This window comes from Pedobacter sp. KBW01 (genome assembly GCF_003852395.1).
GTDB lineage: Bacteria > Bacteroidota > Bacteroidia > Sphingobacteriales > Sphingobacteriaceae > Pedobacter.
Genome location: NZ_QAJQ01000001.1, coordinates 72,438 through 97,006, shown reverse-complemented (window position 1 = coordinate 97,006; position 24,569 = coordinate 72,438). Strand labels below are relative to the sequence as shown.

Below are 24,569 nucleotides of genomic sequence, written 5' to 3'. Positions count from 1 at the left end.
GTTTTGTTTTAATTATAAATGATTAGTTATTGTTTCTGGTATTGTTTATCTGCGAAAGCGAAGGCCAGGCAAGGGTTATACTGCCTGACACTATTTATCGTGTTTAAGGTTTGATTGGATAACAACAGAGCCCCGATGACAAGACTCATCCCTGTGTTGATACAATCCCTTAAAAATCAGTAGGAAACTGGTGTAATGCTCATAAAATTTATTCCGGCCATGCTAAAACGTTTTAGCAAGCCCAATAATAGCAATTCTAAATCGTAATAAAACGTTTTAGTAAGTAAAAAAAATATGACAATTGATCGGAAGTCGGTTTTTGTTAGTCTCTAAGCACTAAACGGGCGGGGATAATCACCTCTTCTGCAGGCAATTTGCTTTTTGAAGAAAGTTGACTTAAAATGAGTTTGATGATGGTTTCGGCTATTTCCTCTAAGGGTTGCTGAATAGCAGAAATGCGGGGAGTATGCAGCTCAAATGCTTCATGATCATCGTAAGCAATAACTGCGAAGTCATCCCCTACTTTTTTATTGATCTGCTTTAAAGCCTTTAAACCACTAATGGCCAGGTAATTGGTAGCAAACAGCACAGCATCTATTTCTTTATGCTGCAGTAAGCCCTGAATCTGGGCAATGGTTTCACTTTCTTCTTGGTTAAAATGGATTTTTAAAACAAGGTCTTCATTGTATTTGATTCCGTTATCTTCCAGTGCTTTTTTATAGCCTTCTAAACGCTCGGTAATCTGTTCTACGTTAATATCGATAGTTACCAGGGCAATGTTCTTTTTACCCTGATCGATAAAGTTTTTGATGGATTGATAAGAAGCATTAAAATGATCTGCACCTACGTAACTGGTACTGATATCGGGCAGGTTCCTATCGAAAAGAATTACAGGATTACCGTCGTTTATTAACAGCTGTATATCTTCTTCAATTCCTTTAATTGGCGAAATAATATAGGCATCGACCTTGCGCGATTTAAACATGTTGATGAGCTCTTTCGCTTTATCTACACTGTTTTCGGTACTCGAATAAATAATTTTATACCCTTTTTTGTAAGCTTTATCTTCAATTAGCCTTGCTATCCTCGAAAAGAAAGAATTGGAAATATCTTCGATAATCAAGCCAATGATATTCGAATTTCCGGTACGCAGGCTTCGGGCGATCTGATTAGGTTTATACCCGCTTTCTTCAATAATTTTCTCTACTTTCTCTATTACTGCCTCACTAATCGATTTCTCTTTTGCTTTTCCATTAATGATAAAAGAAACTGTAGTGATGGATACGTTTGCTTTAACAGCGATATCTTTGATAGAAAGCGATTTCATGTGCCGGGGAGTTCTATTAGGTTAATCATTCAAAACTAAGCAAAAATTATAGCTTTTATTTTTTTGCATGTTTAAAAACTGCAATTTAACATTTTTTATGTTAATCGTTTTAGAAAGAAAGAGGGGAATAATAATTATTGAATGAGAGATTTGGGGTTGCGCCAGAAAACACTCAGTCATTCAATATTACAGTCGTTCAATAATTACGCAGATAGATAACCTTTAATCAGTTTTGCTGTTTTAGCCGATGCGCCAGGTTTTCCCATCAATTTTAAAAGTTCGTCGTAACCCGCCAGCATTTCACTTCTGCCTGCACCTCCAAGTATTAAACCTAACTCTTCGTCTATTTTTGGGGTATTGCAATCTTCCTGAATTAGCTCGGTCACGATTTTTTTATCTACGATGAGGTTTACAAGCGAAATAAACTTAATTTTTACCAGCAAGCGCGCAATGGCAATAGAAATGGTACCACCTTTATAAACCACCACCTGAGGCACTTTAAACAAGGCTGTTTCTAGAGTAGCCGTACCCGATGCTACAATTGCAGCATGTGCTTGGTGTAACAGGTTGTAAGTATTGTTAAAAACTAAAACTACTTTTTTGTCGCCAGTAAACTGATGATAATATTGGTCTGTAAAGGTTGGTGCAGCAGCAATTACAAAGGTATAATCATTATGATTTTCGACCACACTCAGCATTACCGGGAGCAATCGTTCTATTTCCTGCTTCCGGCTTCCAGGCAATAATGCAATAATTTTTTTATCGCCTAGCTGGTGCTTTCCGCGAAAGACAGGATCGGGTGTGAACTGTGCAATTTCATCTAACAAAGGGTTGCCAATATAATCTACCTGCATGCCCCAGCTTTTGTAAAAATCTACCTCGAATGGCAAAATGCAGAACATATGATCTACAACTCTTTTAATTTTGAGTACCCGTTTCTGGTTCCAGGCCCAAACCTTTGGCGAAATATAGTAACAAACCTTTATGCCATGTGCTTTGGCAAACTCTGCAATTTTGAGGTTAAAACCCGGAAAATCGATCAGAATCAACACATCAGGTTTCCAGGCTAACAAATCTTGTTTACAGGCGCTAAGGTTTTTAAAAATAGTACGCAGGTTTAAAACTACTTCGGTAAAGCCCATAAAAGCCATATCGGCATAATGTTTTACCAGCTCCCCTCCTTCGGCAGCCATTTTATCGCCACCAAAGTAACGGAATACAGCTCCACCATCTTCAGCTTTTAATGCTTTCATTAGGTTTGCACCGTGTAAATCGCCTGATGCTTCTCCGGCTACGAGGTAGTATTTCATAGGTTGTTATGTAAGATGTGGGATTGATGATGGAAGATGTAGGAACAATCCCTGTCATCTATTTTACACGTTCTCTGCACAGTTATTTTTGACATAAGATTTGAGATAGAAATTGTAGTGTCCCCATCATCCATGTTACTTCTTCCATTATCCATTTTACCTATTCCATCATCTAAAAGACTTTGTAGGCAAAAAAGGCAAAGGCACACAAAAATGTAGCGGCCAGTATGCCTCTTCCAATATTTTCTTTATTGTATTTAAAAAAATATTGCATGGTATATGCGTTTACGGCAATGCCACCAATGTATAACAAATCGGCTTTGGTTAAAGAAGCTACATGGTGAATAATATACAAGGCAAGGGAACATAAAATTACCGGTACCAGTAAACCAATTACCAAACCAACCCATACCGAATTATTCAATGCTTTTAATCGATCGTTCATCACCTTGTGGTTAACCTAAATTAATGCCATCGGGTGCAGAAACCTTAGTGGCAATGCCTACCTGTTTAGAATCTTTTCCACCAGTAAAATTCCAGGTGTTTAGCGTTTGGATGGCATGGTGCGCGGTTAAATCGAACTGTACCGGAACAATAGATACGTAGCCGTTTTCTAAAGCCCAAACATCGGTATCTTCTCCTTTATCAAAGTTTTCGAAAACACCCGTAAGCCAGTAATACGGACGTTTGTATGGATCGGTTCTTTCTTCAAACTCCTCCATCCACTTGGCATTGGCCTGGCGGCAAACTTTAACCCCTTTCAGGTTATCTCCTTTGGGAAAATTAACATTTAAAAGGATGCCTTCCGGCAAACCGTTTTCAAGAAGCTGCTCGCAAATATTTTTTATATAAGGTTTGGTATGACTAAAATCAGCATCAGCTGCAAAATCATCTAAAGAGAAACCAACTGATGGTATTTTTTCAATAGCTCCTTCAACTGCAGCTGACATGGTACCAGAATACAGTACATTAACCGAATTATTTAAACCATGGTTAATTCCGGATACACACAAATCGGGCTTTTTACCTTTAAAAATTTTATTTACAGCAATTTTAACGCAATCAACAGGTGTACCGCTGCATTTATACATCTCAACGCCTTCATATAGATCAACTTTATCAAAACGAATCGGTTTGCCAATGGTAATAGCGTGCCCCATTCCACTCTGTGGACTATCGGGAGCTACCACAACCACATTGCCCAGCTCTTGCATTACTTCCATTAAATTCTTTATACCAGTAGCTGTAATTCCATCGTCGTTTACAACTAAAATATTTGGTTTTGTGCCCTGCTTTGTCATGCCGGTAAAAATACAGATTATAAATTCAAGGCACAATAAGTATTGCTTTAAGAGATCTGATTACTGTTAAGAACATACCATAGAAACATGTTATTTATAATTAGCCAATCAATATATTGGATCAAATATCTTTTTAAATAATAGTGTTTTCATTTACATGTAATCAATAATAAAAGGGGCGATCAATAGTCTGATTTCACTATCGTTAATCAATGAAATTAATAGGAACAGCTTTTAATATCACCCTCACTTATAATATACTTTTCCGAGATTAATAATGCCGTTACAATCTATATAAATACAGAAGAGATTAAAATCCTCACCAACGGGTAACAGGATGCAGGGCTTAAGTGGGTATCTACTCCATAGTTTCTAAACCTTTTCTTCGACAATCCTTAACCCACCAACCGAAAGCTTGCTAAACCTGTGGTATAGGCAAGTGCCAACAACACTTAGCTTTTACCAGTGTATAACCAAAGCAATCCTCCACCTAAGGCAAAGCAGTACCCAAGCAAGCCTGTCTGGAAGGTGGCATAAACGTGGAGTAAATGTAGAATAAAGGTGGGGTGCTGTGATGTTTTGTGGATTTTTAATCAGATTGACTAAAATGGGGTATTATCGCTTTTGTTTAACCTAATATACAAAAATTAAGGCTATCTAAAATGGAACTATTAAAGTTAAAGGAAACATCAATCTGCGGGAAACAACCCAACTGCAATCTGGCTTACAAACCCCCGACCTACGAGGAACCAATAGACTAATTCCAATCATATCTAAAAAGCATAAGTCAAGCTGCAGCACTGTCTGGCCCGCTAAGACTTGCGCTAGTGATGGATAGAGACAATTTATAGTTTGAAAAGGGTGTATAAATCTGATTTATATGCCAAAATCATTTATTCCTACCTATTTAGTTCTGAAATGAAAAAGTATTTCATAACGTAACAGAAAGGCTATATATTTGAACAAATAACTTATTAAAAATGAATGCTGTATTTTATCAGATCGTAAAAAACAAAATACAAGCGCATTATCATAAACCAAAACCATTTCAATGAAATTCAAACTATTTACTTTGGCTTGTTTTCTGATTACGGGTTCTATTGCGAAAGCACAGACCACCTATCAATGGAAAACAGGGACCTCGGGCGGATTTACGTATAAATATGTAACCAACGACCCGACTAAGACACGTTTTTACACGCTAAAAAACGGTTTGACAGTAATCTTATCGCAAAACAACAAAGAGCCTAACATTACCTACAAAATGGCAGTTAGGGCGGGTAGTAACACCGACCCTCGCACCAATACAGGTTTGGCGCACTATTTAGAGCATCTTTTGTTTAAAGGAACCGATAAGTTTGGAACGCTGAACTATGCCAAAGAAAAACCACTTTTGGATAAAATCGAATCGCTTTACGAGGTTTATAACAAAACTACCGATCCGGCTAAGCGTAAAGAAATTTACAAAGAGATAGATAAAACTTCGGGCGAAGCATCTAACTATTCGATTGCGAATGAGTACGATAAGATGATGAAATCGATCGGCAGCGGCTCTACAAATGCACATACTTCTGTAGAAGAAACTGTTTACGAAGAAGATCTTCCATCAAATGCTATCGATAAGTTTCTTGCAGTACAGGCTGAGCGTTTCCGCGCACCGGTTTTCCGTATTTTCCACACCGAGTTAGAAGCGGTATACGAAGAGAAAAACATCGGTATGGATAATGATGGACGTAAAATGTACGAAAAAATGCTTTACTCATTGTTTCCTACCCACAATTACGGTCAACAAACCACTATTGGTACCATTGAGCATTTAAAAAACCCTTCATTAATCGAAATCAGAAAATATTACAACAAATATTATGTACCAAATAACATGGCCTTAATCATGTCGGGTGATATTAATTATGATGAGTTGATTAAAAAAATCGATAAAGATTTTGCTTACATGGTTCCTAAACCATTTACGCTTTATAATCCTGCTCCCGAAAAACCTTTAACCCAGATACAAACAGTTGATATTTACGGTCCTAGTGCTGAGAATTTATATGTTGCTTACAGAGGTTTTGCACAAAACACTCGCCAAAGCTTATTGTTAGATTTAATCGGCAGCATTTTATCTAATGGTAAAGCTGGTTTAATGGATATTAACATCAACAAACAACAAAAAATGTTGCGTGCAGGTGCGGGTTATAATTCGATGAAAGATTACGGTATTTTCATTTTATCGGGATCGCCAAAAGCAGGACAAAGTTTAGAAGAAGCTCAAAAATTGTTATTAGAGCAAGTAGAACTGCTTAAAAAAGGCGAGTTTGATGAAAGCCTGATTAAAGCAACTGTAGCTAACATTAAACTGGCCGAATTGCAAGGGTTTGATAATAATGATGTACGTGCTGATGCTACCATGAATGCCTTTATCCAGAACAGAGGCGCTGAGTGGGACAAAACATTGGCTTCTACTGATGCCATGGCTAAAATAACCAAAAAGGAAATTGTAGATTTTGCCAATAAATTTTTCATCAACAACTATGTTTCTATACTGAAACATAAAGGTGAAGATAAAAGCATTGTTAAAGTAGAAAAGCCTACAATTACAGCTGTTAAAACCAATGTAAACGAAGTTTCTCCTTTTACAAAAAACATTATTGCTGCTCCGGTAAAACCAATTGCACCTAAATTTTTAGATTATACTAAAGACCTTAATTTCGGCAAAGCAGGTATTGCCGATGTAATTGCTGTACAAAATACCGAAAACGGAATTTTCCGTATGAGCTATCGTTTTGATATGGGTTCTTACAATTACAAACTGTTGCCCTATGCTTCGCAATATTTATCTTTCTTAAGCACTGATAAATATTCGGCAGAAGATATTAGCAAAGCATTTTACAACATTGCATGTAGCTATAGCATAAACGTTAGTAATGATGTAACAACGGTATCAATTAGTGGTTTACAAGAGAATTTCGACAAAGCTGTAGCTTTGGTAGAAGATGTTTTGGCGAACTGCAAACCAAACGAAAAAGCTTTAGAAGATTTAAAAGGCCGTTTGTTAAAATCGAGAGAAAACGCAAAGCTGAACAAATCATCAATCCTTGGTGGTTTAATGAGTTATGCACAGTTTGGTGCGGTTAATCCTTTCAACTACGGTTTAACAAACGATGAAATCAAGAACATGAAATCGGCTGATCTGATTTACATCTTGCATAATCTAACCAATTACAAACACACCATTACTTATTACGGTCCTAAAACGCTAGCTGCATTCTCGGCCGATATTGTGAAGGCACATCCTTTGGCAAAAGAATTTACTGATGCTGCGCCGATTAAGAAATTTACCTATACCAAAACCGATTCGACTAAAGTTTACTTTGCTGATTATGATATGGTTCAGGCAGAAATTCGTTGGGTGCGCAATGCTGGTTTATATGATCCGGCTAATTCAGCAAAAATTGCTTTATTCAACAATTATTTTGGCGGCGGTATGGGTTCGGTAGTATTCCAAACCATCCGCGAATCTAAAGCTCTAGCTTATTCTACTTTCGCAGTATATTCTTCGCCAAACAGTAAGGATAAAGAAAATGCAATTATTGCATACGTAGGTACACAGGCTGATAAAATGAACGATGCAGTAGCAGGAATGAATGATTTGTTAACTACTTTACCAGAGTCTGATAAATCGTTCGCACTTTCTAAAACCAACTCATTAAATGGCTTAGAAACCAGCCGTATTACCAAAGATGGCATCATTTACAGCTATCTTTCGGATAAAAAACTTGGTTTCGACCACGATTCGAGAATTGATGAGTATGCTAACTTAAAACCGCTAACCTTCAATGATGTAAAATCATTCCACCAGACTAATCTTTCGGGCAAGCCTTACAGCTATTGTATTGTTGCTTCTGAAAAGAAAATCAACATGGCCGATTTAGCCAAGTTTGGTCCGGTAACTAAATTAAGCCTGGAGCAAATTTTTGGATACTAATTTTAAAGGTAAAAGCTGAAAGACCAAAGCGAAAAGCTTAGATGCCCTAAGATGTCTAAGGTAGTAAAAGTCCCAGTCTAAAAGCTGAAGTTAGATTAATTCATAAAAAAGCGTTCTGATCACTTGTCAGAACGCTTTTTTTATCTACCTACAATCAATTATCCGAAAACACTGGCAAATAGTTTATTCGAATGCAATTTTGACTGGTGATCGTAAATATGCGAAGTACTCATGATTTCGTTAACCCCATGTTTTGAAATGAAGCTATTCAACTCTCCTTTTATAGTTTCGGTACTTCCAATAAAAGAATAGTACAACATTTGTTCTACCGCTTCCTTTTCAAGCTGATCCCAATATAGGTCAATATTATCAACTGCTGGTTTTAACAGCTCTCTTTTGCCGGTAATTACGCCTAAAAACATTCTTTTAACAGAAGTGGCTAAACGATTGGCTTCGGCATCGGTATCGGCAGCTACCACATTTACACAGGCCATGACATAGGGCGCTGACAAAAACTGAGAAGGCTTAAAGTTATTGCGGTAAATAGCAATGGCCTGCTCAAAGTAAGCAGGAGCAAAGTGACTTGCAAAAGCATATGGCAAACCTTTTTCTGCTGCAAGTCTGGCACTATCTGTACTCGATCCTAAAACCCAAATCGGAATATCTAGTCCTTCGCCAGGAATAGCGCGTACACTGGCCTTATTGTTTTCGGCCGAGAACAACCTCTGCAACTTATCAATATCATTAGGAAAACTGTGCACGGCATGCATATTTTCGCCTCTGATGGCCATTGCAGTAACCTGATCGGTACCAGGCGCCCTGCCCAGGCCCAAATCTATGCGGTTTGGATAAAGCGAAGCCAGCGTACCAAACTGCTCGGCTACAATTAATGGTGCGTGGTTAGGCAACATAATACCGCCTGAACCAACGCGAATTGATTTTGTCCCACCCGCAATAAAGCCAATTAACACAGCTGTAGCCGAACTGGCTACCCCAGCCATATTGTGGTGTTCGGCAAACCAGTAACGCCGGTAGCCCAAATCTTCTGATTGTTTAGCCAGTGCTAAACTTGTCTTAAAAGTATCGGCGGCGGTATGTCCATCTAAAACGGTGGCCAGATCGAGCACAGAGAAAGGTATATTTTTTAATAAATTCGAATCCATTTTTATAGGAGATTTTAACACCAGCAAAAGTATTCTTAAAACCAGCAAGTGCCTGCGGTTACCTGCACATATGACCTAAAGGCTACATTAATGAAAAGTATAAAACAAAGAAAGCAGCCAAAATTTTGACTGCTTCCATCTTCCTATACTACTGCTATTAAAGGGAATTTATCCATTTCACCAGTTCCTCTCTACCTTTTCCCGTTTTTTGTTGCAGCTTCCCTAACAACTCATCATCCTGCCCTTCCTCATGTTTCAAATCATCGTCAGTTAAATCGGCATAAGCCTGTTTAACTTTCCCTTTTATTTCATTCCACTTTCCTTTTAATTCTAACTTATCCATGCGTGTATGTTTTTCTAAATGTTAATGTTATACTTTAAAAAACAGCTATAGCCTGCTATTGTTTTGAAATAAAACAGATACTTCACTCCTATTTAAAATTTTGAGCAAAAAAAAGCCCCCGGAGTTTCCGGGGACAGGTAATATTTATCGTTTTTAAAAACTATTTTAAGGCTTTGGCTGCTTCGATAATTTCTTCTACCACCGCAGGATCTAACAAAGTAGATGTATCGCCTAAATTACTAGTATCACCTTCGGCTATTTTACGTAATATCCTACGCATTATTTTACCCGACCGGGTTTTTGGTAATCCAGATACAAATAAAATCTTATCGGGCTTGGCAATCGCACCAATTACACGGGTAACGGTTTGCAGGATATCCTTTTTCGATAAATCGGCTTCGCCATGCATTTCAGGATAAATTACGAAGGCATAAATACCCTGTCCTTTTACATCATGTGGATAACCCACAACGGCACTTTCAACTACGCCAGCGTGCATGTTAATTGCATTTTCTACCTCGGCAGTACCAATCCGGTGCCCCGAAACGTTTAATACATCATCAACGCGGCCAGTAATACGGTAATAACCATCGGCATCGCGTAAACAACCATCACCTGTGAAATATAGGTTTTCGTAAGTAGAAAAATAAGTCTGTTTGCAACGCTCATGGTCGCCATAAGTGGTACGCAACATACCCGGCCATGGGAACTTAATACACAGGTTACCCATTACATCGTTTCCTTCTACTTCCTTGCCGTTCTCATCAACTAAAATGGGTTGAATACCGGGTAAAGGCAAAGTAGCAAAACTTGGTTTTGTTGGGGTTACAGTTGCAATTGGCGAAATCATAATCCCCCCGGTTTCAGTTTGCCACCAGGTATCTACTATTGGTGCATTTCCCTTACCAATTTTCTCATCAAACCAATGCCACGCTTCTTCGTTAATTGGCTCTCCTACCGATCCCAATACCCTGATGCTACTAAGATCTTTTCCATTTAATGGTTCATCGCCGTAACTCATTAAAGAGCGGATAGCGGTTGGCGCAGTATATAAAGTATTTACTTTGTGTTTTTCTACAACATCCCAAAAACGTGATGGCGTTGGATAGGTAGGTATTCCCTCGAACAATACAGAAGTAGCACCTTGCGAAAGTGGCCCGTAAACAATGTAAGAGTGACCGGTAATCCAGCCAATATCTGCTGTACAGAAATAAACTTCGCCCGGCTTATAGTTAAATACATTTGAGAAAGTATAACCTGCATACACCATATAGCCACCACAGGTATGTACCACACCTTTAGGCTTGCCGGTAGAACCGGAAGTGTAAAGGATGAAAAGCATATCCTCTGCATCCATTTCTTCTGCTTCACAAATGTCGTTAACGTGTTTTACCTCATCTTCCCACCATACATCCCTCCCTTTTAGCATCGAAACAGGAGTGCGGATATGCGTTAATACAATACATTTTTCTACAGTTGGACAGCCAATTAAAGCATCGTCTATTACATCTTTAAGTGGAATCTGTTTGTTGCCGCGGTACGAACCATCAGCAGTAATTACCAGTTTACATTTCGAATCATTAATACGATCGGCAATAGATTTGGCAGAAAAACCACCGAAAATAACCGAGTGAACAGCACCGATACGTGCACAAGCCAAAACTGCGATAGCCAGCTCGGGCACCATAGGCATGTAAATACAAATACGATCGCTTTTTTTGGCACCATTGCGTTTTAATACGTTGGCAAAGCGGCAAACGCGCTCGTGCAACATTTTGTAGGTATAGGTAACCGACTCTTCTTCCGGGTTATTCGGTTCCCAGACAATAGCTGGTTTATCGCCATTGAGCGCAAGATGACGATCTAAACAATTTTCAGTGATATTAAGCTTAGCCCCTTCGAACCATTTGATATTCGGTTCGTTAAAGTTCCACGATAACACCTTGAACCAAGGTTTGCGCCATTGAAAATTTTGCGCAACCTCACCCCAAAACTGTTCAGGGTTTTCTACGCTTTTCTTATAATCTTCTTCGTATTGCTTAAAAGATGTAATTTGCATTGCTCGTTTTATATTTTGGATTAGTGGCGGCTAATTTAAATAAATAATAACAAGGAGAAATAGTTAAATCGTATCAAAATAAATATCAAACGTTTGATCAAAAATAATTATTTTTGATATATGAAAAATATCGCTTTATCACTTCTTCTATTCTGCATGGTAATGGGGAATAGAACTTTCGGCAACACTCGCCTTCATTTAACAAATAAAACCGACACGATTAAAACCACAACCTATAAAGTTTTGGGGAAATCAAAAAATATAGAGTCAGTTGAGATTCGTAAAAGTAAGAAGACAGGCCACATTGTTTACATTACCATTGGCAAAAAAAAACTAAATGCTATCAATAATAATTCAACGGCCTACGGAGTTGTAGGAAAATCAGAATCGGTAGAAGCAAAAAGTGAAACCGGACCGGTATTTGACAATATTGAGGTTTTGAATGGTGGATATGACAACATAAAAGTGGACAAAAAATCGACTTCACAAAATTTTTATACGCTCACCAACATTAATTTTCCATTACGGTTGCGAATGCATGCCGGTACTGAATACATAGATTTTGAATTAAAGGAAGCAGGAAGATGGGATGTTGATATAAAATATAAAAATAATTAGCTAGGCTCTTGCCTTTTACAATTATTATTCAGATATTTGCACACTCTTAAAAAAATTAAGCGACGATATTTAACAACTATATTTACAAGTCATGTCAAGAGTTTGTGATTTAACAGGAAAAATGGCAATGAAAGGTAATAACGTATCACACTCGAACGTTAAAACCAAACGCAAATTTTATCCGAATTTGAAACTTCAGAAATTTTATATCCCTGAAGAAGACCGTTGGATTACGTTGAAAGTTTCTACTTCAGCGATTAAAACCATCAATAAAGTGGGTATTAGCGAAGCAATCAACCGTTTCGTAAAAAAAGGATTTTTGTAAAAAACATTAACTGTTGAGATTAACAGTTTACAATTAATATTAAAATGGCAAAAAAAGGTAACAGAGTTCAGGTTATTTTAGAATGTACTGAGCACAAAGAAAGTGGCATGCCAGGTATGTCTAGGTACATTTCTACCAAAAACCGTAAAAACACTACTGAGCGTTTAGAATTGAAAAAATTCAACCCGGTATTGAGAAAAGTAACCGTACATAAAGAGATTAAATAAGGTTGAGGGTGTAAAGGTAGAAGGTTTAGGGTATGCCCTTCCATTCTATCCATCTATCATTCGATCATTAAAATTATAAGAACATGGCAAAGAAAGTAGTTGCAACCCTTAAAACAGGTACAGGTAAAGAATATTCGAAAGTAATTACAATGGTAAAATCACCTAAAACTGGTGCTTACTCATTCAAAGAGCTTATCGTACACAACGACCACGTAAAAGATGCTATTGCATCTAAATAAGGTTAATATTTTTTAATATTGAAAATATTACAGGCCGTTCCGCTTTAACCGGAAGGGCTTTTTTTGTTATATAAAATTTAGATATGGGTTTATTTGATTTTTTCAAAAAGAAAGAAACTGCACCTGAGGCTCAGGAAGCCTTAGATAAGGGTTTAGAGAAAACAAAAGACGGTTTCTTTAATAAAATTACCAAAGCTGTTGCCGGAAAATCTTCTGTTGATGATGAGGTACTCGATAACCTGGAAGAAGTTCTGGTAACCTCTGATGTAGGAGTAAGTACAACCTTAAAAATCATTAAACGTATTGAAGACCGTGTTTCGCGGGATAAATACCTGAACACGTCTGAACTGAATTTTATTTTACGTGATGAAATTCAATTGCTGTTATCAGAAAACAACAGTAACGATTTCCGCCAGTTTGAATATGGCAACCACAAGCCCTATGTAATTATGGTTGTTGGTGTAAATGGGGTAGGTAAAACCACTACCATTGGTAAACTGGCTCATAAACTTAAAGAATCGGGACTTAAAGTTGTTTTAGGTGCTGCCGATACTTTCAGAGCTGCCGCAGTTGATCAGATTAAACTTTGGGGAGAGCGCGTAGGCGTAAGAGTTGTAGCCCAGGCCATGGGATCAGATCCTGCCTCTGTAGCTTTCGACACCCTACAATCAGCTGTCGCCAACAACGAAGATGTAGTAATTATCGATACTGCCGGCCGTTTGCATAACAAAATTGGTTTGATGAACGAGTTGGGCAAAATTAAACAGGTAATGCAAAAAGTGGTTCCAGGTGCGCCACATGAAATATTATTGGTACTGGATGCCTCGACTGGCCAGAATGCCTTTGAACAGTGTAAACAGTTTACCGAAGCTACCGATGTAAACGCTTTAGCCATTACGAAATTAGATGGAACAGCTAAAGGTGGCGTGGTAATCGGGATCTCGGATCAGTTTAAAATTCCGGTTAAATATATCGGCGTAGGCGAAAAGATAAACGACTTACAACTCTTCGATAAAAAGGAGTTTGTGAATAGTTTATTTAAGTAACCGATCAAAACATTCGTCATGCTGATTTTATTTCAGCATCTCTTGTTTTAAAATTAAAGACCCTGAAATAAATTCAGGGTGACGATCTCCTTACTTATAATAACAGTAAAGATTAAGTGTAAAAGATGAATACTAAAGTAGTACGCAGTAAAACAACAGCTAAACAACCTAAAATCAATGTAATAACTTTGGGTTGCTCTAAAAACATATACGATTCAGAAGTATTGATGGGTCAGTTGCGTGGCAACAACCTCAACGTTACCCACGAATCTGATAAAATGGGCAAGGATGATATCGTGGTAATTAATACCTGCGGTTTTATCGATAATGCCAAGCAAGAATCGATTGATACCATTCTGCAATTCAGCGAGCTTAAAGAGGCCGGTAAAATTGGCAAGGTTGTGGTCACAGGCTGCCTATCTGAGCGCTATAAACCCGAACTTGAATCAGAAATTACCAACGTTGATGCTTTTTTTGGCACCAACGATTTACAAAACATATTGCACGAGTTGGGTGCCAATTACAAACACGAGCTTATTGGCGAACGTTTACTCACTACCCCATCTCATTTTGCTTATTTTAAAATAGCCGAGGGTTGTAACCGTCCATGTTCGTTTTGCGCTATTCCGCTGATGCGTGGCAAGCACATGAGCAAGCCAATGGAAGAATTGGTTAACGAAGCCAAGATATTGGCTAAAAACGGAACCAAAGAGCTGATATTAATTGCCCAGGATCTTACTTATTATGGTTTAGACCTATACGGTGTTCGTAAGTTAGATGAACTAATGCGCCGTTTGTCGGATGTGCCAGGCATTGAATGGATCCGCCTGCAATACGCCTATCCTTCTGGCTTTCCGATGGAAATTTTAGATGCCATGAATGAACGCGACAACATTTGCAAATATCTGGATATGCCGCTACAGCACATTACCGATAACATGCTCAAATCGATGCGCCGTGGTACCACCAAGCAGAAAACCATCGATCTGGTTAACCAAATTCGCGACAAGGTGCCAAATATTGCCATGCGTACCACTTTAATATGCGGTTATCCGGGCGAAACTGAACGCGATTTTGAAGAAATGAAAGAATGGGTTGCCGAAACTAAATTTGATCGTTTAGGCTGTTTCACTTACTCACACGAAGAAAAAACACATGCCCATACTTTGGTTGATGATGTAGCTGAAGAAGTGAAACAACAGCGTGTTGATGATATCATGGAAATTCAGCAAGGCATTTCATTTGATATTAACCAGGAAAAAGTAGGCAAGACCTTTAAAGTACTCATTGATAAAAAAGAAGGCGATTTCTTTGTGGGCAGAACCGAATTCGATTCGCCTGAGGTAGATAATGAAGTGTTAATTGATGCCGCTACAGGTTATGCTGCCAACGGAAGCTTTGTTAACGTTAAGGTTGATAGAGCCGAGGATTTCGACTTATACGGAACAATTGTTTAATAAAATATAACTGATTAAAAATCCCGGGGCGCTGCTTTCGGGATTTTTGTTTTTTAAGCTATTTTTTTAATCATCAATTGCTCTGTAGCGAAAAGCATAGTTTATGCGTTTAATTAAAAAACCATAAAAGAACTATGAAAAAATTTCTGATTATCCTCTCTGTTATTTTTATTGTTAGTTTAGGCTGCAAAAAAGAAAACATTGGCGGTGGCGGCTTGTGTGCTTGTTCGCCAGTTATAAACCCGCCTTTAAGCCTGGTGATTAAAAATAGTGCGGATGTTGATTTACTCAACCCCAAAACTAAAGGTTACTTTGATAAAACCCAGATACAGCTTTATTCCAAAGATGCCAAGAACGTGATCAAACAGATCAATTTTGAAATACGTCAGCCTTTTGCCTATACCACTAATCTTAAAATAGATTATTATCAGCTTATTTCGAGCGAAATACCTTATTTATCTAAAAGCATTGATCAAACCTTTTACCTTAAGCTTGGCGATAACAAGCTATATGAGCTTAATTTAAAAGTAACCAATAATATGGTCGAAAAATTACTGATTGATAAAACAGAGGCACCAAAAGAAATCCAAACGGGTACAAATTCTTATCTGGATACCATTTACAGACTAAAAATTTCATAATCGTTAGTCAATCGTTCCCCTTTTTAATGAAAAAACTCCCGATCGTTGACCGGGAGTTTTTTTATCTAGTTTTTAGGTGCAGGCCTGTCTTTAATCTGGCTTGCTTTTAACCAGATTTTGGCGCCTTTAGCGTTTACATAATATTTTTCATTCTTTCCGTTAATGTAAACATCCGAACCATCGGGTGCCATTTTACCTTTCCAGGTTTTATCGGCTACCTTCGAGCTACCTTTTACAGCAACTTCGGCGGTTTTATTGCCAACAGATTTGGCTCCTTTACTAATGGCTTTACCAGTATGGTCTAATGCCTTACCGACTTCGGTTTTCTTCTTTTCTTGTGCGTTTACGCTAAGGGTTACACCGCCAATTAAGGCCATTGCCAATAAACCCATTACAAATTTCTTTTTCATGACAGCTATATTATTTTTTATGATAACAGCACCATTTGATTTTTGTTTGGTGCACAGCCATAAATTAAATAAACCTTATTGAAGCGGCTATACTTTTTGTAATGGCCAGCAAAGCAAGAAAGATTGTTAAGCACTTAGGTAATGTTATAGCAGCAGATTAACTTAACCATACAAAAAGATAGTAGCGGAAAGAAGGGCTATCGTAGCCGACGAGCACGAAACTTGCTTTACATTTTTTTGAAGCGCAGGGAAGCCCGGCTTAATTCAATTTTTCGGCCAATAATTTCATTTCTATTTGTGGCGAACGTTTCTCGTAAATGATGCTGTGAACAGCCTTACAGATGGGCATATCTACATTATACTCCTGGTTTTTGATGTGCATACATTTTGCTGCATAATAACCTTCGGCCACCATGTTCATTTCTAACTGTGCCGATTTTACGGTATAACCCTTCCCAACCATGTTACCAAAGGTGCGGTTGCGGCTAAACTGCGAGTAGGCCGTCACCAATAAATCGCCCAAATAGGCCGATTCTTTAATATCGCGATCAATGGGATGCACCACATCTACAAAGCGCTTTATTTCTCGTATAGCGTTGCTAATAAGCACTGCCTGAAAATTATCGCCATAACCAATGCCGTGGCAAATGCCGCTGGCTACTGCATAAATATTTTTTAAAACCGCAGCGTATTCTGTTCCGAAAATATCGTCAGAAACATTGGTTTTAATGTAACGGGTATTTAAAATTGACGCAAACACCGATGCTTTTTCCGTATCTGTACAGGCTATAGTAAGATAAGATAATTTCTCTAAAGCCACTTCTTCGGCATGGCACGGTCCGCTAACCACCAAAATATCGTGGTAAGGAATATCGTATTTTTCGTGCAAAAATTCACCGATTATCAGGTTATCTTCAGGTACAATGCCCTTAATGGCAGATACTATTTTCTTGCCTTTTAAATCGGCAGGTGTTATAGTTGATAATGTTTCCTTTAAAAAGGCTGCAGGCACGTTTAAAATAACGAAATCAGCCGATTTGATAATCGAACTGATATCAGACGAGATATTTTCCTGATCGAGTTTTAACTCAACAGAACTGAGGTAATGCGGATTGTGTTTAAATTTTTTAATGTGTTCAATGGCCGTCTCGTTACGCATCCACCAAAAAATTTCTTTCTCAGATAAATTATCTGCAAGCATTTTTACGATGGCAGTAGCCCAGCTCCCGCCCCCTATCATTGCTATTTTAGGTACCATGATTATAAAATAAAAATCCCGGTTTAATGTTTTAAACCGGGACAATTTAATTATTTATTATGGTTAAATATACCTTACTTCTTAGCCTCTTTGCTAAACAATTGGTCTTTAGATGTTTTTTCTACAACCATACCATCTTTCAATTTGTTCTGAATAGCAGAATAAGGACCGGTTACGATTTCGTTGCCAGCTTTAACACCCGATTTTACAATGATAAACTGATCGTTCTGGATACCTGTAGTTACTTCTGCCTTTTTAACTTTTTTGCTTTTAGCATCGTAAGTATAAACATATTGCTTAACCTTTTTATCAGTAAGTTTTGATTTCTGTTTATCGGTATTTTCCTGATTGCCCTGGTTATTGTTACTACCCGATTTTGCATTATCAGTAAATACTGACTGAATAGGAATGGCTAAGCCAGTTAACGATTCGCTTTCTATATCAACTGTTGCCGACATACCCGGACGGAAAATAGATTGTTGCTTACCTTCCATTTCTTCGCTGATCCTGATTTTTACCGAGAAGTTGGTTACCTGATCAACAGAAGTAGATACTGCAGTTCCAACCGCTGTTGAAGAACTTGCAATTTCGGTAACCACACCTCTGAATTTTTTATCAGAGAAGGCATCAACTTCAATTGAAGCTTTATCGCCAACCTTAACACGTGTAATGTCGTTCTCATTTACATCAACATTAACTTCCATTGATGATAAATTAGAAATACGCATAATTTCGGTACCCGCCATTTGCGAAGTTCCTAAAATACGGTCGCCCAACTCGATTGATAATTTAGACACCACACCATCAACAGGTGCATAAATGGTAGTTTTAGCTAAGTTAGCACCTGCTTCTTTAACATTTGCACCTGTTTGCTCTAAAGTAAACCTTGCACCGGTTACATTTTCTTTTGCACTGGCTAAATTAGCTTTAGCAGTTAAAAATGCAGCTTTAGCCGAATCAAACTCTGAAGCCGAAATTACCTTTTTATTAAAAAGCTCTACATTACGTTTATAGGTAGCCTCTGCATTAACGAAATTAGCCTGGTTTTGAGCAAGCTGTTGTTGCGCTGCAGCTACGCTGGCTTTTTGTGCATTAAAACTTGCCACAGTTCTTTCGTAACCCGATTGCAATACATCCGGACGTACTTTACAAAGTAATTGGCCTGCCTTAACAATATCGCCTTCTTTAACTTTTAGTTCTACCACCTCACCCGATACCTCAGAGCTTAATTTAACCTCGGTTTCTGGCTGGATTTTACCGCTTGCCGTAACTGTTTCCACAACAGTTTTATCTGATGCTTTTTCTGTAGTTACTTTTTCGGTTTTATCGCCACCAATTACACCAGCTAGTTTGAGTACAACCAGCAGCGCTACGATAGCAACTACGGTAATAATAATATGCTTCAGTTTCATAATTTATCTATTGTATTTCGTTTGTTTTATTAAAGTTGTAATGTTTTAAGGTTAAAACGTTGCAATGTTAGGCCCTAAACCCAAAGGGTTTTACCTTTATTTAAGCCTTAAAAAGTAATTTGTTTACCTAAGTAGTAATCAATAACCTTAGCCCTAAAAATAAGGTCATATTTTGCTTGTATAAAATCTATTTCCGCCTTGTTTCTATTGGTTTGGGCTGTACTATAATCTAATGAGTTTACCAAACCTACATTGTAACGTTGTTCAACTACGTAAAAAGCATCTTTTTGCGCATTAAAAGCATTTTGGGTAGAAGCATAACGGCTTTCAGCTGCCTTTAAATCGGTGGTAGCCTGAAAAATAACTTTATTCAGATTATTCTTAGCCAGTTGTTCCTGAACTAAATTATTCTGGTAAGTAATTTTAGCTTTACGTACACTTGAGCGGGCAGTAAAACCATTAAAAATAGGAATTTGAAGGCTCATACCTATGCTTTGTCCTAATCTTTGATCTATTTGATCTGCGAATGAAGCTTGAGGAGTTAGTCCGTTATAGTTAAATTGATAAGAATACGAGGTATTTAATCCTGCACCCAGGCTTAGTGAAGGCGAATATGCTCCCTTTGCCACAGCGATGGCTTGCTTTGCAGCTAACGCTCTTAAACTGGCCAGCTTAATATCAGGAAAAATATTCAGTGCATTGTTATAAATTTCTTCAGCACTTACAGTTGTTGATGCTGTTTTAATGTTATCAATTAAAGGTGCCTGTACAACAAATTTTTGGCTGGGCTGCATTTCCATTAACTGTCCTAATGTTAGGTATGAAATTGAAAGTGCATTTTGTGCATTCGTTAAGTTAAGCTCAGCAGTAGCTGCCTGAGATTTAGCCTGAGAAACATCAGCCAGTGTTTTGTTCCCCGCATCAAGCAAGGCATTCTCCCGGGCTAAGGTTTTTCTGGCAATATCCAATTGGTCTTTAGAAGCACGTTCCAGATCTGTATTATATAACACCTGAAGATAGGCATTAACTACATTTAAAATCAAATCGTTTTTAACCTTTTCTATATTACTTTTATCAGCATCTAAAAGAATTTTGTTCTGTCTGATTTGGTTTATTTTGGTAAAACCCTGAAATAAATCAACATTAGTACTCAAATTACCACTTGTGTATAGCGATGTTTGATTGGTAACCTGGAAAGTTGTTTGATCCAAACCACGTCCAAACGTTAAATTAGGATTTACGCTTGCATTTAAATTAGGATAAAGCGCATATTTTGATTGTGTTAAATTTTCCTCAGTTATAGCAGCGCTGAATTGGGCTTGTTTAATGGTCAGGTTATTTTTTAAAGTATTTTCAACAGCTTGCTGAATGGTGATTACTTGTTGGGCATTGACAATATTGACAAAACCGAGCGCAGCAACAAAAGTAAAACCGGTAATAAACTTCTTCTTGGTAAACATCTTCATAATTTGTTTCAAATCTATATAAACAACTTTAATAATTTCAATCTGTACAGGCATTTACTAACTTTGAGCTTAAATGTACCTGATCAAATCACCGCTTCTGCTAAAATGGTATTACCCATCACTGTTATGGAATAAATCCCGCACCGAAAAAGTTATTTATCTGACCTTTGACGATGGACCCATACCCAATGTTACAGATTTTGTATTAAAAACTTTAAAAGTCTTTAATGCAAAAGCTACATTTTTTTGCATCGGCGACAATATTGTAAAACACCCCGAAGTTTTTGAACGTGTAAAAACCGATGGGCATGCCATTGGTAACCACACTTTCAATCATTTAAAAGGGTGGAAAACCGATGATGAAACCTACCTTCAAAACACACTAAAATGCCAGGAACTTACCCAAACCAATCTTTTCCGGCCACCTTATGGGAGAATTAAAAAGAGCCAGGTTAAGAGTTTGGAATCGTTAGTTTGGAGTCCGGAGTCTGACTCCAAACTGAAAACTGAAAACTCCCAACTGCAAATTGTAATGTGGGATGTGCTCAGTGGCGATTTCGACATTAATCTTTCGCCCGAAAAATGCTATAAAAACGTGATTAAACATACCGAAAACGGCTCTATAATTGTTTTTCACGATAGTTTAAAAGCATTCGACCGTTTAGCATACGCACTTCCCAAAGTTTTAGCCTATTTTACTGAAAGGGGTTTCACTTTCGCTACACTTTAGCGATAGTTATGCCAGAACTGTTTATACCTACCGTAACTGGCAAAAACAAGCTTTTAGTCAGGTAGTCAATTTTCAGCTGTTCAAAAACGGACAAAACTGTACGGTAATGAACGGTTATGAAATCAAGAAATACTAAAGTTTTGAAGCAATTACCAATCATTTACCTGGTTAATCTTTCGATGTGATTGTTGCGTTTTATGACTTGTCATTAACACTAAATTTCATAGTTTAGAACAATTCCAAATTGCGCAATTGCCTGCTTAAATTACATTTAAAGCTTGCTTTTTGTTATTTTTGTTTTATCCAAAAATTCATTTTTTTTGGTCGATAACCACAAATTAATTACAAATAATAGTATTCTTTTGGGAAAGGTGTATTTTATTACGCAAAACTTAGCGAAAAAAGAATAAAATATCTAAGATGAGTATTTATAACGATTATATCCAGGAGATTGAGGAGAGAAAAACCCAAGGTCTTCACCCTAAACCTATTGATGGCGCCGAATTATTGAGCGAAATCATCGATCAGATCAAAAATGTAAATAATTTTAACAGAGCAGATGCTGTTAATTTTTTCATCTACAATACCCTGCCGGGCACTACCGCTGCAGCTGGTGTAAAAGCACAATTCTTAAAAGAAATTATTACCGGTGAAGCTGTTGTTGCAGAAATTACACCTGATTTTGCTTTCGAACTGTTATCACACATGAAGGGTGGCCCTTCTATCAAAGTTTTATTGGATATTGCTTTGGCTGATAATGGTGATAAAGCCCATAAAGCAGCAGATGTACTTAAAACACAGGTTTTCTTGTACGATGCTGATACTGATCGTTTAAAAGAAGCTTATAACAATGGCAATGACATTGCTAAAGAAATATTAGAAAGTTACGCTAAAGCCGAATTCTTTACAGAATTGCCTGCTGTTGCTGAAGAAATTAAAGTGGTAACCTTTATTGCTGGTATTGGCGATATTTCTACTGATTTATTATCTCCAGGTAACCAGGCGCACTCGCGTTCAGATCGCGAATTGCATGGTAAATGCATGATTACACCAGAAGCTCAGGAACAAATTCGCGCGTTACAGGCACAACACCCCGATAAAAGTGTGATGCTGGTAGCCGAAAAAGGCACCATGGGCGTAGGTTCTTCACGTATGTCGGGCGTAAACAATGTGGCACTTTGGACAGGTAAACAATCGAGCCCTTATGTTCCTTTTGTAAACATTGCACCAATTGTAGGTGGTACCAATGGTATTTCGCCAATTTTCTTAACCACAGTTGATGTAACCGGCGGTATTGGTATCGACCTTAAAAACTGGGTAAAGAAAACTGACGAGAACGGTAATGTTGTTCGCAATGAAAATGATGAACCTGTTTTAGAGCAAGCATTTTCTGTTGAAACCGGAACTGTACTTACCATCAATACAAAAACTAAAAAATTATACAGCGGAGATCAGGAGCTGATTGATATTGCAAAAGCATTGACTCCTCAAAAAATGGAATTTATCAAAGCAGGTGGTTCTTATGCCATCGTTTTCGGTAAAAAAATCCAAACATTTGCGGCCAAAACTTTAGGTATCGAGGCTCAGTTGGTATTTGCTCCGGCTAAAGAAGTATCTATCGAAGGTCAGGGTTTAACTGCTGTAGAAAAGATATTCAATAGAAACGCTGTAGGTTTAACCCCAGGTAAGATTCTACATGCCGGTTCTGATGTTCGTGTAGAAGTAAACATTGTAGGTTCGCAAGATACTACCGGTTTAATGACTGCTCAGGAATTAGAGGCAATGGCTGCTACAGTTATTTCTCCGATTGTTGATGGCGCTTATCAGTCAGGTTGCCATACGGCATCTGTTTGGGATAAAAAAGCACAGGCAAACATCCCTAAACTGATGAAGTTTATGAACGACTTTGGTGTGATTACAGCCCGTGACCCTAAAGGTACTTATCATTCAATGACCGACGTTATTCACAAAGTACTGAACGACATCACCATTGATGAGTGGGCAATTATTATCGGTGGCGACTCGCATACCCGTATGTCTAAAGGTGTAGCTTTCGGTGCCGATTCTGGTACGGTAGCTTTAGCACTGGCAACTGGCGAGGCATCTATGCCAATTCCGGAGTCGGTAAAAGTTACGTTCAAAGGTGAAATGAAACAACACATGGATTTCCGTGATGTGGTTCATGCTACGCAATTGCAGATGTTGCAGCAGTTTGATGGCGAAAACGTATTCCAGGGTCGGATTATTGAGGTGCATATTGGTACTTTATTAGCTGACCAGGCCTTTACTTTTACAGACTGGACCGCAGAGATGAAAGCAAAAGCTTCAATCTGTATTTCTCAGGACGATACTTTAATCCAGTCTTTAGAAATTGCCAAAAACCGTATTCAAATCATGATAGACAAGGGTATGGACAACCATAACCAGGTTTTACAAGGTTTGATTAATAAAGCAAATAAACGCATTGAGGAAATTAAAACTGGTATCAAACCAGCTTTAACACCAGACGATAACGCCAAATATTACGCTGAAGTAGTAATTGATCTTGATCTGATTCAGGAACCAATGATTGCCGATCCGGATGTGAATAACGCCGATGTTTCTAAACGTTATACGCATGATACCATTAGAGATTTAACTTTCTACGGTGGCGATAAAAAAGTAGACCTTGGTTTCGTTGGCTCATGCATGGTGCATAAGGATGACTTGAAAATCGTTTCTCAAATGTTAAAAAACATAGAGACACAAACTGGTAAAGTAGAATTCAAAGCACCATTGGTAGTTGCAGCTCCGACTTACAATATCATTGATGAATTGAAAGCAGAAGGTGATTGGGAATATTTACAAAGATATTCTGGATTCGAGTTCAGCGATGCATTACCTAAAAGCACAGCGCGTACCGAGTACGAAAACATTATGTATTTAGAGCGTCCGGGTTGTAACCTTTGTATGGGTAACCAGGAAAAAGCGGCTAAAGGTGATACGGTAATGGCTACTTCAACTCGCTTGTTCCAGGGCCGTGTAGTAGAAGATAAAGATGGTAAAAAAGGAGAGTCTTTACTGGCATCTACGCCGGTAGTTGTTCTTTCAGCTATCCTAGGTCGTATTCCAAGCATTGAAGAATATAAAGTAGCGGTAGAAGGCATCAACTTAACCAAGTTTACCCCTATTTCTACCAAACAATAAGAAACAAAAAAACATATCATTTGTTAAATACACGAAAAGGCTATCTGAGATTTCAGATAGCCTTTT

Annotated in this window: 21 protein-coding genes; 10 read left to right on the top strand and 11 right to left on the bottom strand. The window is 37.9% G+C overall.

Going from position 1 to position 24,569, the window contains the following annotated elements:
- Positions 1–322: 322 nt before the first annotated feature.
- The 4 genes from DBR40_RS00415 to surE form a co-directional block, all read right to left on the bottom strand.
- Complete coding sequence (locus DBR40_RS00415; protein WP_124557836.1) at positions 323–1,327, bottom strand: LacI family DNA-binding transcriptional regulator; 1,005 nt, start codon at positions 1,325–1,327, stop codon at positions 323–325.
- A 203-nt stretch (positions 1,328–1,530) separates the two neighbouring features.
- Positions 1,531–2,637 (bottom strand): lipid-A-disaccharide synthase, encoded by a 1,107-nt coding sequence (gene lpxB, locus DBR40_RS00410; protein WP_124557835.1) that lies wholly within the window; start codon positions 2,635–2,637, stop codon positions 1,531–1,533.
- A gap of 172 nt (positions 2,638–2,809) precedes the next feature.
- Positions 2,810–3,082 (bottom strand): stationary phase survival protein SurE, encoded by a 273-nt coding sequence (locus tag DBR40_RS00405; protein ID WP_124557834.1) that lies wholly within the window; start codon positions 3,080–3,082, stop codon positions 2,810–2,812.
- Positions 3,083–3,092: 10 nt separating this feature from the next.
- Positions 3,093–3,938, bottom strand: coding sequence for a 5'/3'-nucleotidase SurE (surE, locus tag DBR40_RS00400; RefSeq protein WP_124557833.1), 846 nt, complete (start codon positions 3,936–3,938; stop codon positions 3,093–3,095).
- 1,051 nt (positions 3,939–4,989) lie between these two features.
- Between surE and DBR40_RS00390 the strand changes: the two genes are divergently transcribed.
- Positions 4,990–7,923, top strand: a complete 2,934-nt coding sequence (locus DBR40_RS00390; RefSeq protein ID WP_124557831.1) for a M16 family metallopeptidase — start codon at positions 4,990–4,992, stop codon at positions 7,921–7,923.
- A 158-nt stretch (positions 7,924–8,081) separates the two neighbouring features.
- Here the strand turns inward: DBR40_RS00390 and DBR40_RS00385 are convergent, their stop codons facing one another.
- From DBR40_RS00385 to acs, 3 genes are all read right to left on the bottom strand, one after another.
- Positions 8,082–9,086: an LLM class flavin-dependent oxidoreductase gene (locus DBR40_RS00385; RefSeq protein ID WP_124557830.1), complete on the bottom strand. Its 1,005-nt coding sequence runs from the start codon at positions 9,084–9,086 to the stop codon at positions 8,082–8,084.
- Between the two features lie 157 nt (positions 9,087–9,243).
- Positions 9,244–9,429 carry a CsbD family protein gene (locus DBR40_RS00380; RefSeq protein ID WP_025145117.1) on the bottom strand — a complete coding sequence of 62 codons (186 nt, stop codon included), beginning with the start codon at positions 9,427–9,429 and terminating at the stop codon, positions 9,244–9,246.
- Between the two features lie 160 nt (positions 9,430–9,589).
- Positions 9,590–11,500 carry an acetate--CoA ligase gene (gene acs / locus DBR40_RS00375; protein ID WP_255420092.1) on the bottom strand — a complete coding sequence of 637 codons (1,911 nt, stop codon included), beginning with the start codon at positions 11,498–11,500 and terminating at the stop codon, positions 9,590–9,592.
- Between the two features lie 108 nt (positions 11,501–11,608).
- On the opposite strand from acs, the gene DBR40_RS00370 reads away from it, so the two are divergent.
- The 7 genes from DBR40_RS00370 to DBR40_RS00340 all read left to right on the top strand — a co-directional run bounded on the left by DBR40_RS00370 (position 11,609) and on the right by DBR40_RS00340 (position 16,041).
- Complete coding sequence (locus tag DBR40_RS00370; protein ID WP_124557828.1) at positions 11,609–12,106, top strand: hypothetical protein; 498 nt, start codon at positions 11,609–11,611, stop codon at positions 12,104–12,106.
- Positions 12,107–12,197: 91 nt separating this feature from the next.
- On the top strand, positions 12,198–12,431 hold the full coding sequence (gene rpmB / locus DBR40_RS00365) for a 50S ribosomal protein L28 (protein WP_010599806.1): 234 nt from the start codon (positions 12,198–12,200) through the stop codon (positions 12,429–12,431).
- Between the two features lie 44 nt (positions 12,432–12,475).
- Positions 12,476–12,658: a 50S ribosomal protein L33 gene (rpmG, locus tag DBR40_RS00360; RefSeq protein ID WP_010599807.1), complete on the top strand. Its 183-nt coding sequence runs from the start codon at positions 12,476–12,478 to the stop codon at positions 12,656–12,658.
- Positions 12,659–12,741: 83 nt separating this feature from the next.
- Positions 12,742–12,897 (top strand): DUF4295 domain-containing protein, encoded by a 156-nt coding sequence (locus tag DBR40_RS00355; protein WP_010599808.1) that lies wholly within the window; start codon positions 12,742–12,744, stop codon positions 12,895–12,897.
- A gap of 83 nt (positions 12,898–12,980) precedes the next feature.
- On the top strand, positions 12,981–13,943 hold the full coding sequence (ftsY, locus tag DBR40_RS00350; RefSeq protein ID WP_124557827.1) for a signal recognition particle-docking protein FtsY: 963 nt from the start codon (positions 12,981–12,983) through the stop codon (positions 13,941–13,943).
- 125 nt (positions 13,944–14,068) lie between these two features.
- Positions 14,069–15,400 carry a 30S ribosomal protein S12 methylthiotransferase RimO gene (rimO, locus tag DBR40_RS00345; protein ID WP_124557826.1) on the top strand — a complete coding sequence of 444 codons (1,332 nt, stop codon included), beginning with the start codon at positions 14,069–14,071 and terminating at the stop codon, positions 15,398–15,400.
- Between the two features lie 134 nt (positions 15,401–15,534).
- The gene (locus DBR40_RS00340; RefSeq protein ID WP_124557825.1) at positions 15,535–16,041 is read left to right on the top strand and encodes a hypothetical protein; all 507 of its coding nucleotides are present in this window, start codon (positions 15,535–15,537) and stop codon (positions 16,039–16,041) included.
- Positions 16,042–16,106: 65 nt separating this feature from the next.
- Here the strand turns inward: DBR40_RS00340 and DBR40_RS00335 are convergent, their stop codons facing one another.
- The 4 genes from DBR40_RS00335 to DBR40_RS00320 all read right to left on the bottom strand — a co-directional run bounded on the left by DBR40_RS00335 (position 16,107) and on the right by DBR40_RS00320 (position 20,641).
- On the bottom strand, positions 16,107–16,451 hold the full coding sequence (locus tag DBR40_RS00335; protein WP_124557824.1) for a hypothetical protein: 345 nt from the start codon (positions 16,449–16,451) through the stop codon (positions 16,107–16,109).
- A 259-nt stretch (positions 16,452–16,710) separates the two neighbouring features.
- Entirely contained in the window at positions 16,711–17,709 is a 999-nt protein-coding gene (locus DBR40_RS00330; RefSeq protein ID WP_233603741.1) for an NAD(P)H-dependent glycerol-3-phosphate dehydrogenase, read from the bottom strand.
- A 74-nt stretch (positions 17,710–17,783) separates the two neighbouring features.
- The gene (locus tag DBR40_RS00325; RefSeq protein WP_124557823.1) at positions 17,784–19,121 is read right to left on the bottom strand and encodes an efflux RND transporter periplasmic adaptor subunit; all 1,338 of its coding nucleotides are present in this window, start codon (positions 19,119–19,121) and stop codon (positions 17,784–17,786) included.
- 107 nt (positions 19,122–19,228) lie between these two features.
- The gene (locus DBR40_RS00320) at positions 19,229–20,641 is read right to left on the bottom strand and encodes a TolC family protein (RefSeq protein WP_233603740.1); all 1,413 of its coding nucleotides are present in this window, start codon (positions 20,639–20,641) and stop codon (positions 19,229–19,231) included.
- Between the two features lie 19 nt (positions 20,642–20,660).
- On the opposite strand from DBR40_RS00320, the gene DBR40_RS00315 reads away from it, so the two are divergent.
- Positions 20,661–21,317, top strand: coding sequence for a polysaccharide deacetylase family protein (locus DBR40_RS00315; protein ID WP_124557821.1), 657 nt, complete (start codon positions 20,661–20,663; stop codon positions 21,315–21,317).
- Positions 21,318–21,737: 420 nt separating this feature from the next.
- Positions 21,738–24,503, top strand: a complete 2,766-nt coding sequence (locus DBR40_RS00310; protein ID WP_124557820.1) for a bifunctional aconitate hydratase 2/2-methylisocitrate dehydratase — start codon at positions 21,738–21,740, stop codon at positions 24,501–24,503.
- Positions 24,504–24,569 lie beyond the last annotated feature (66 nt).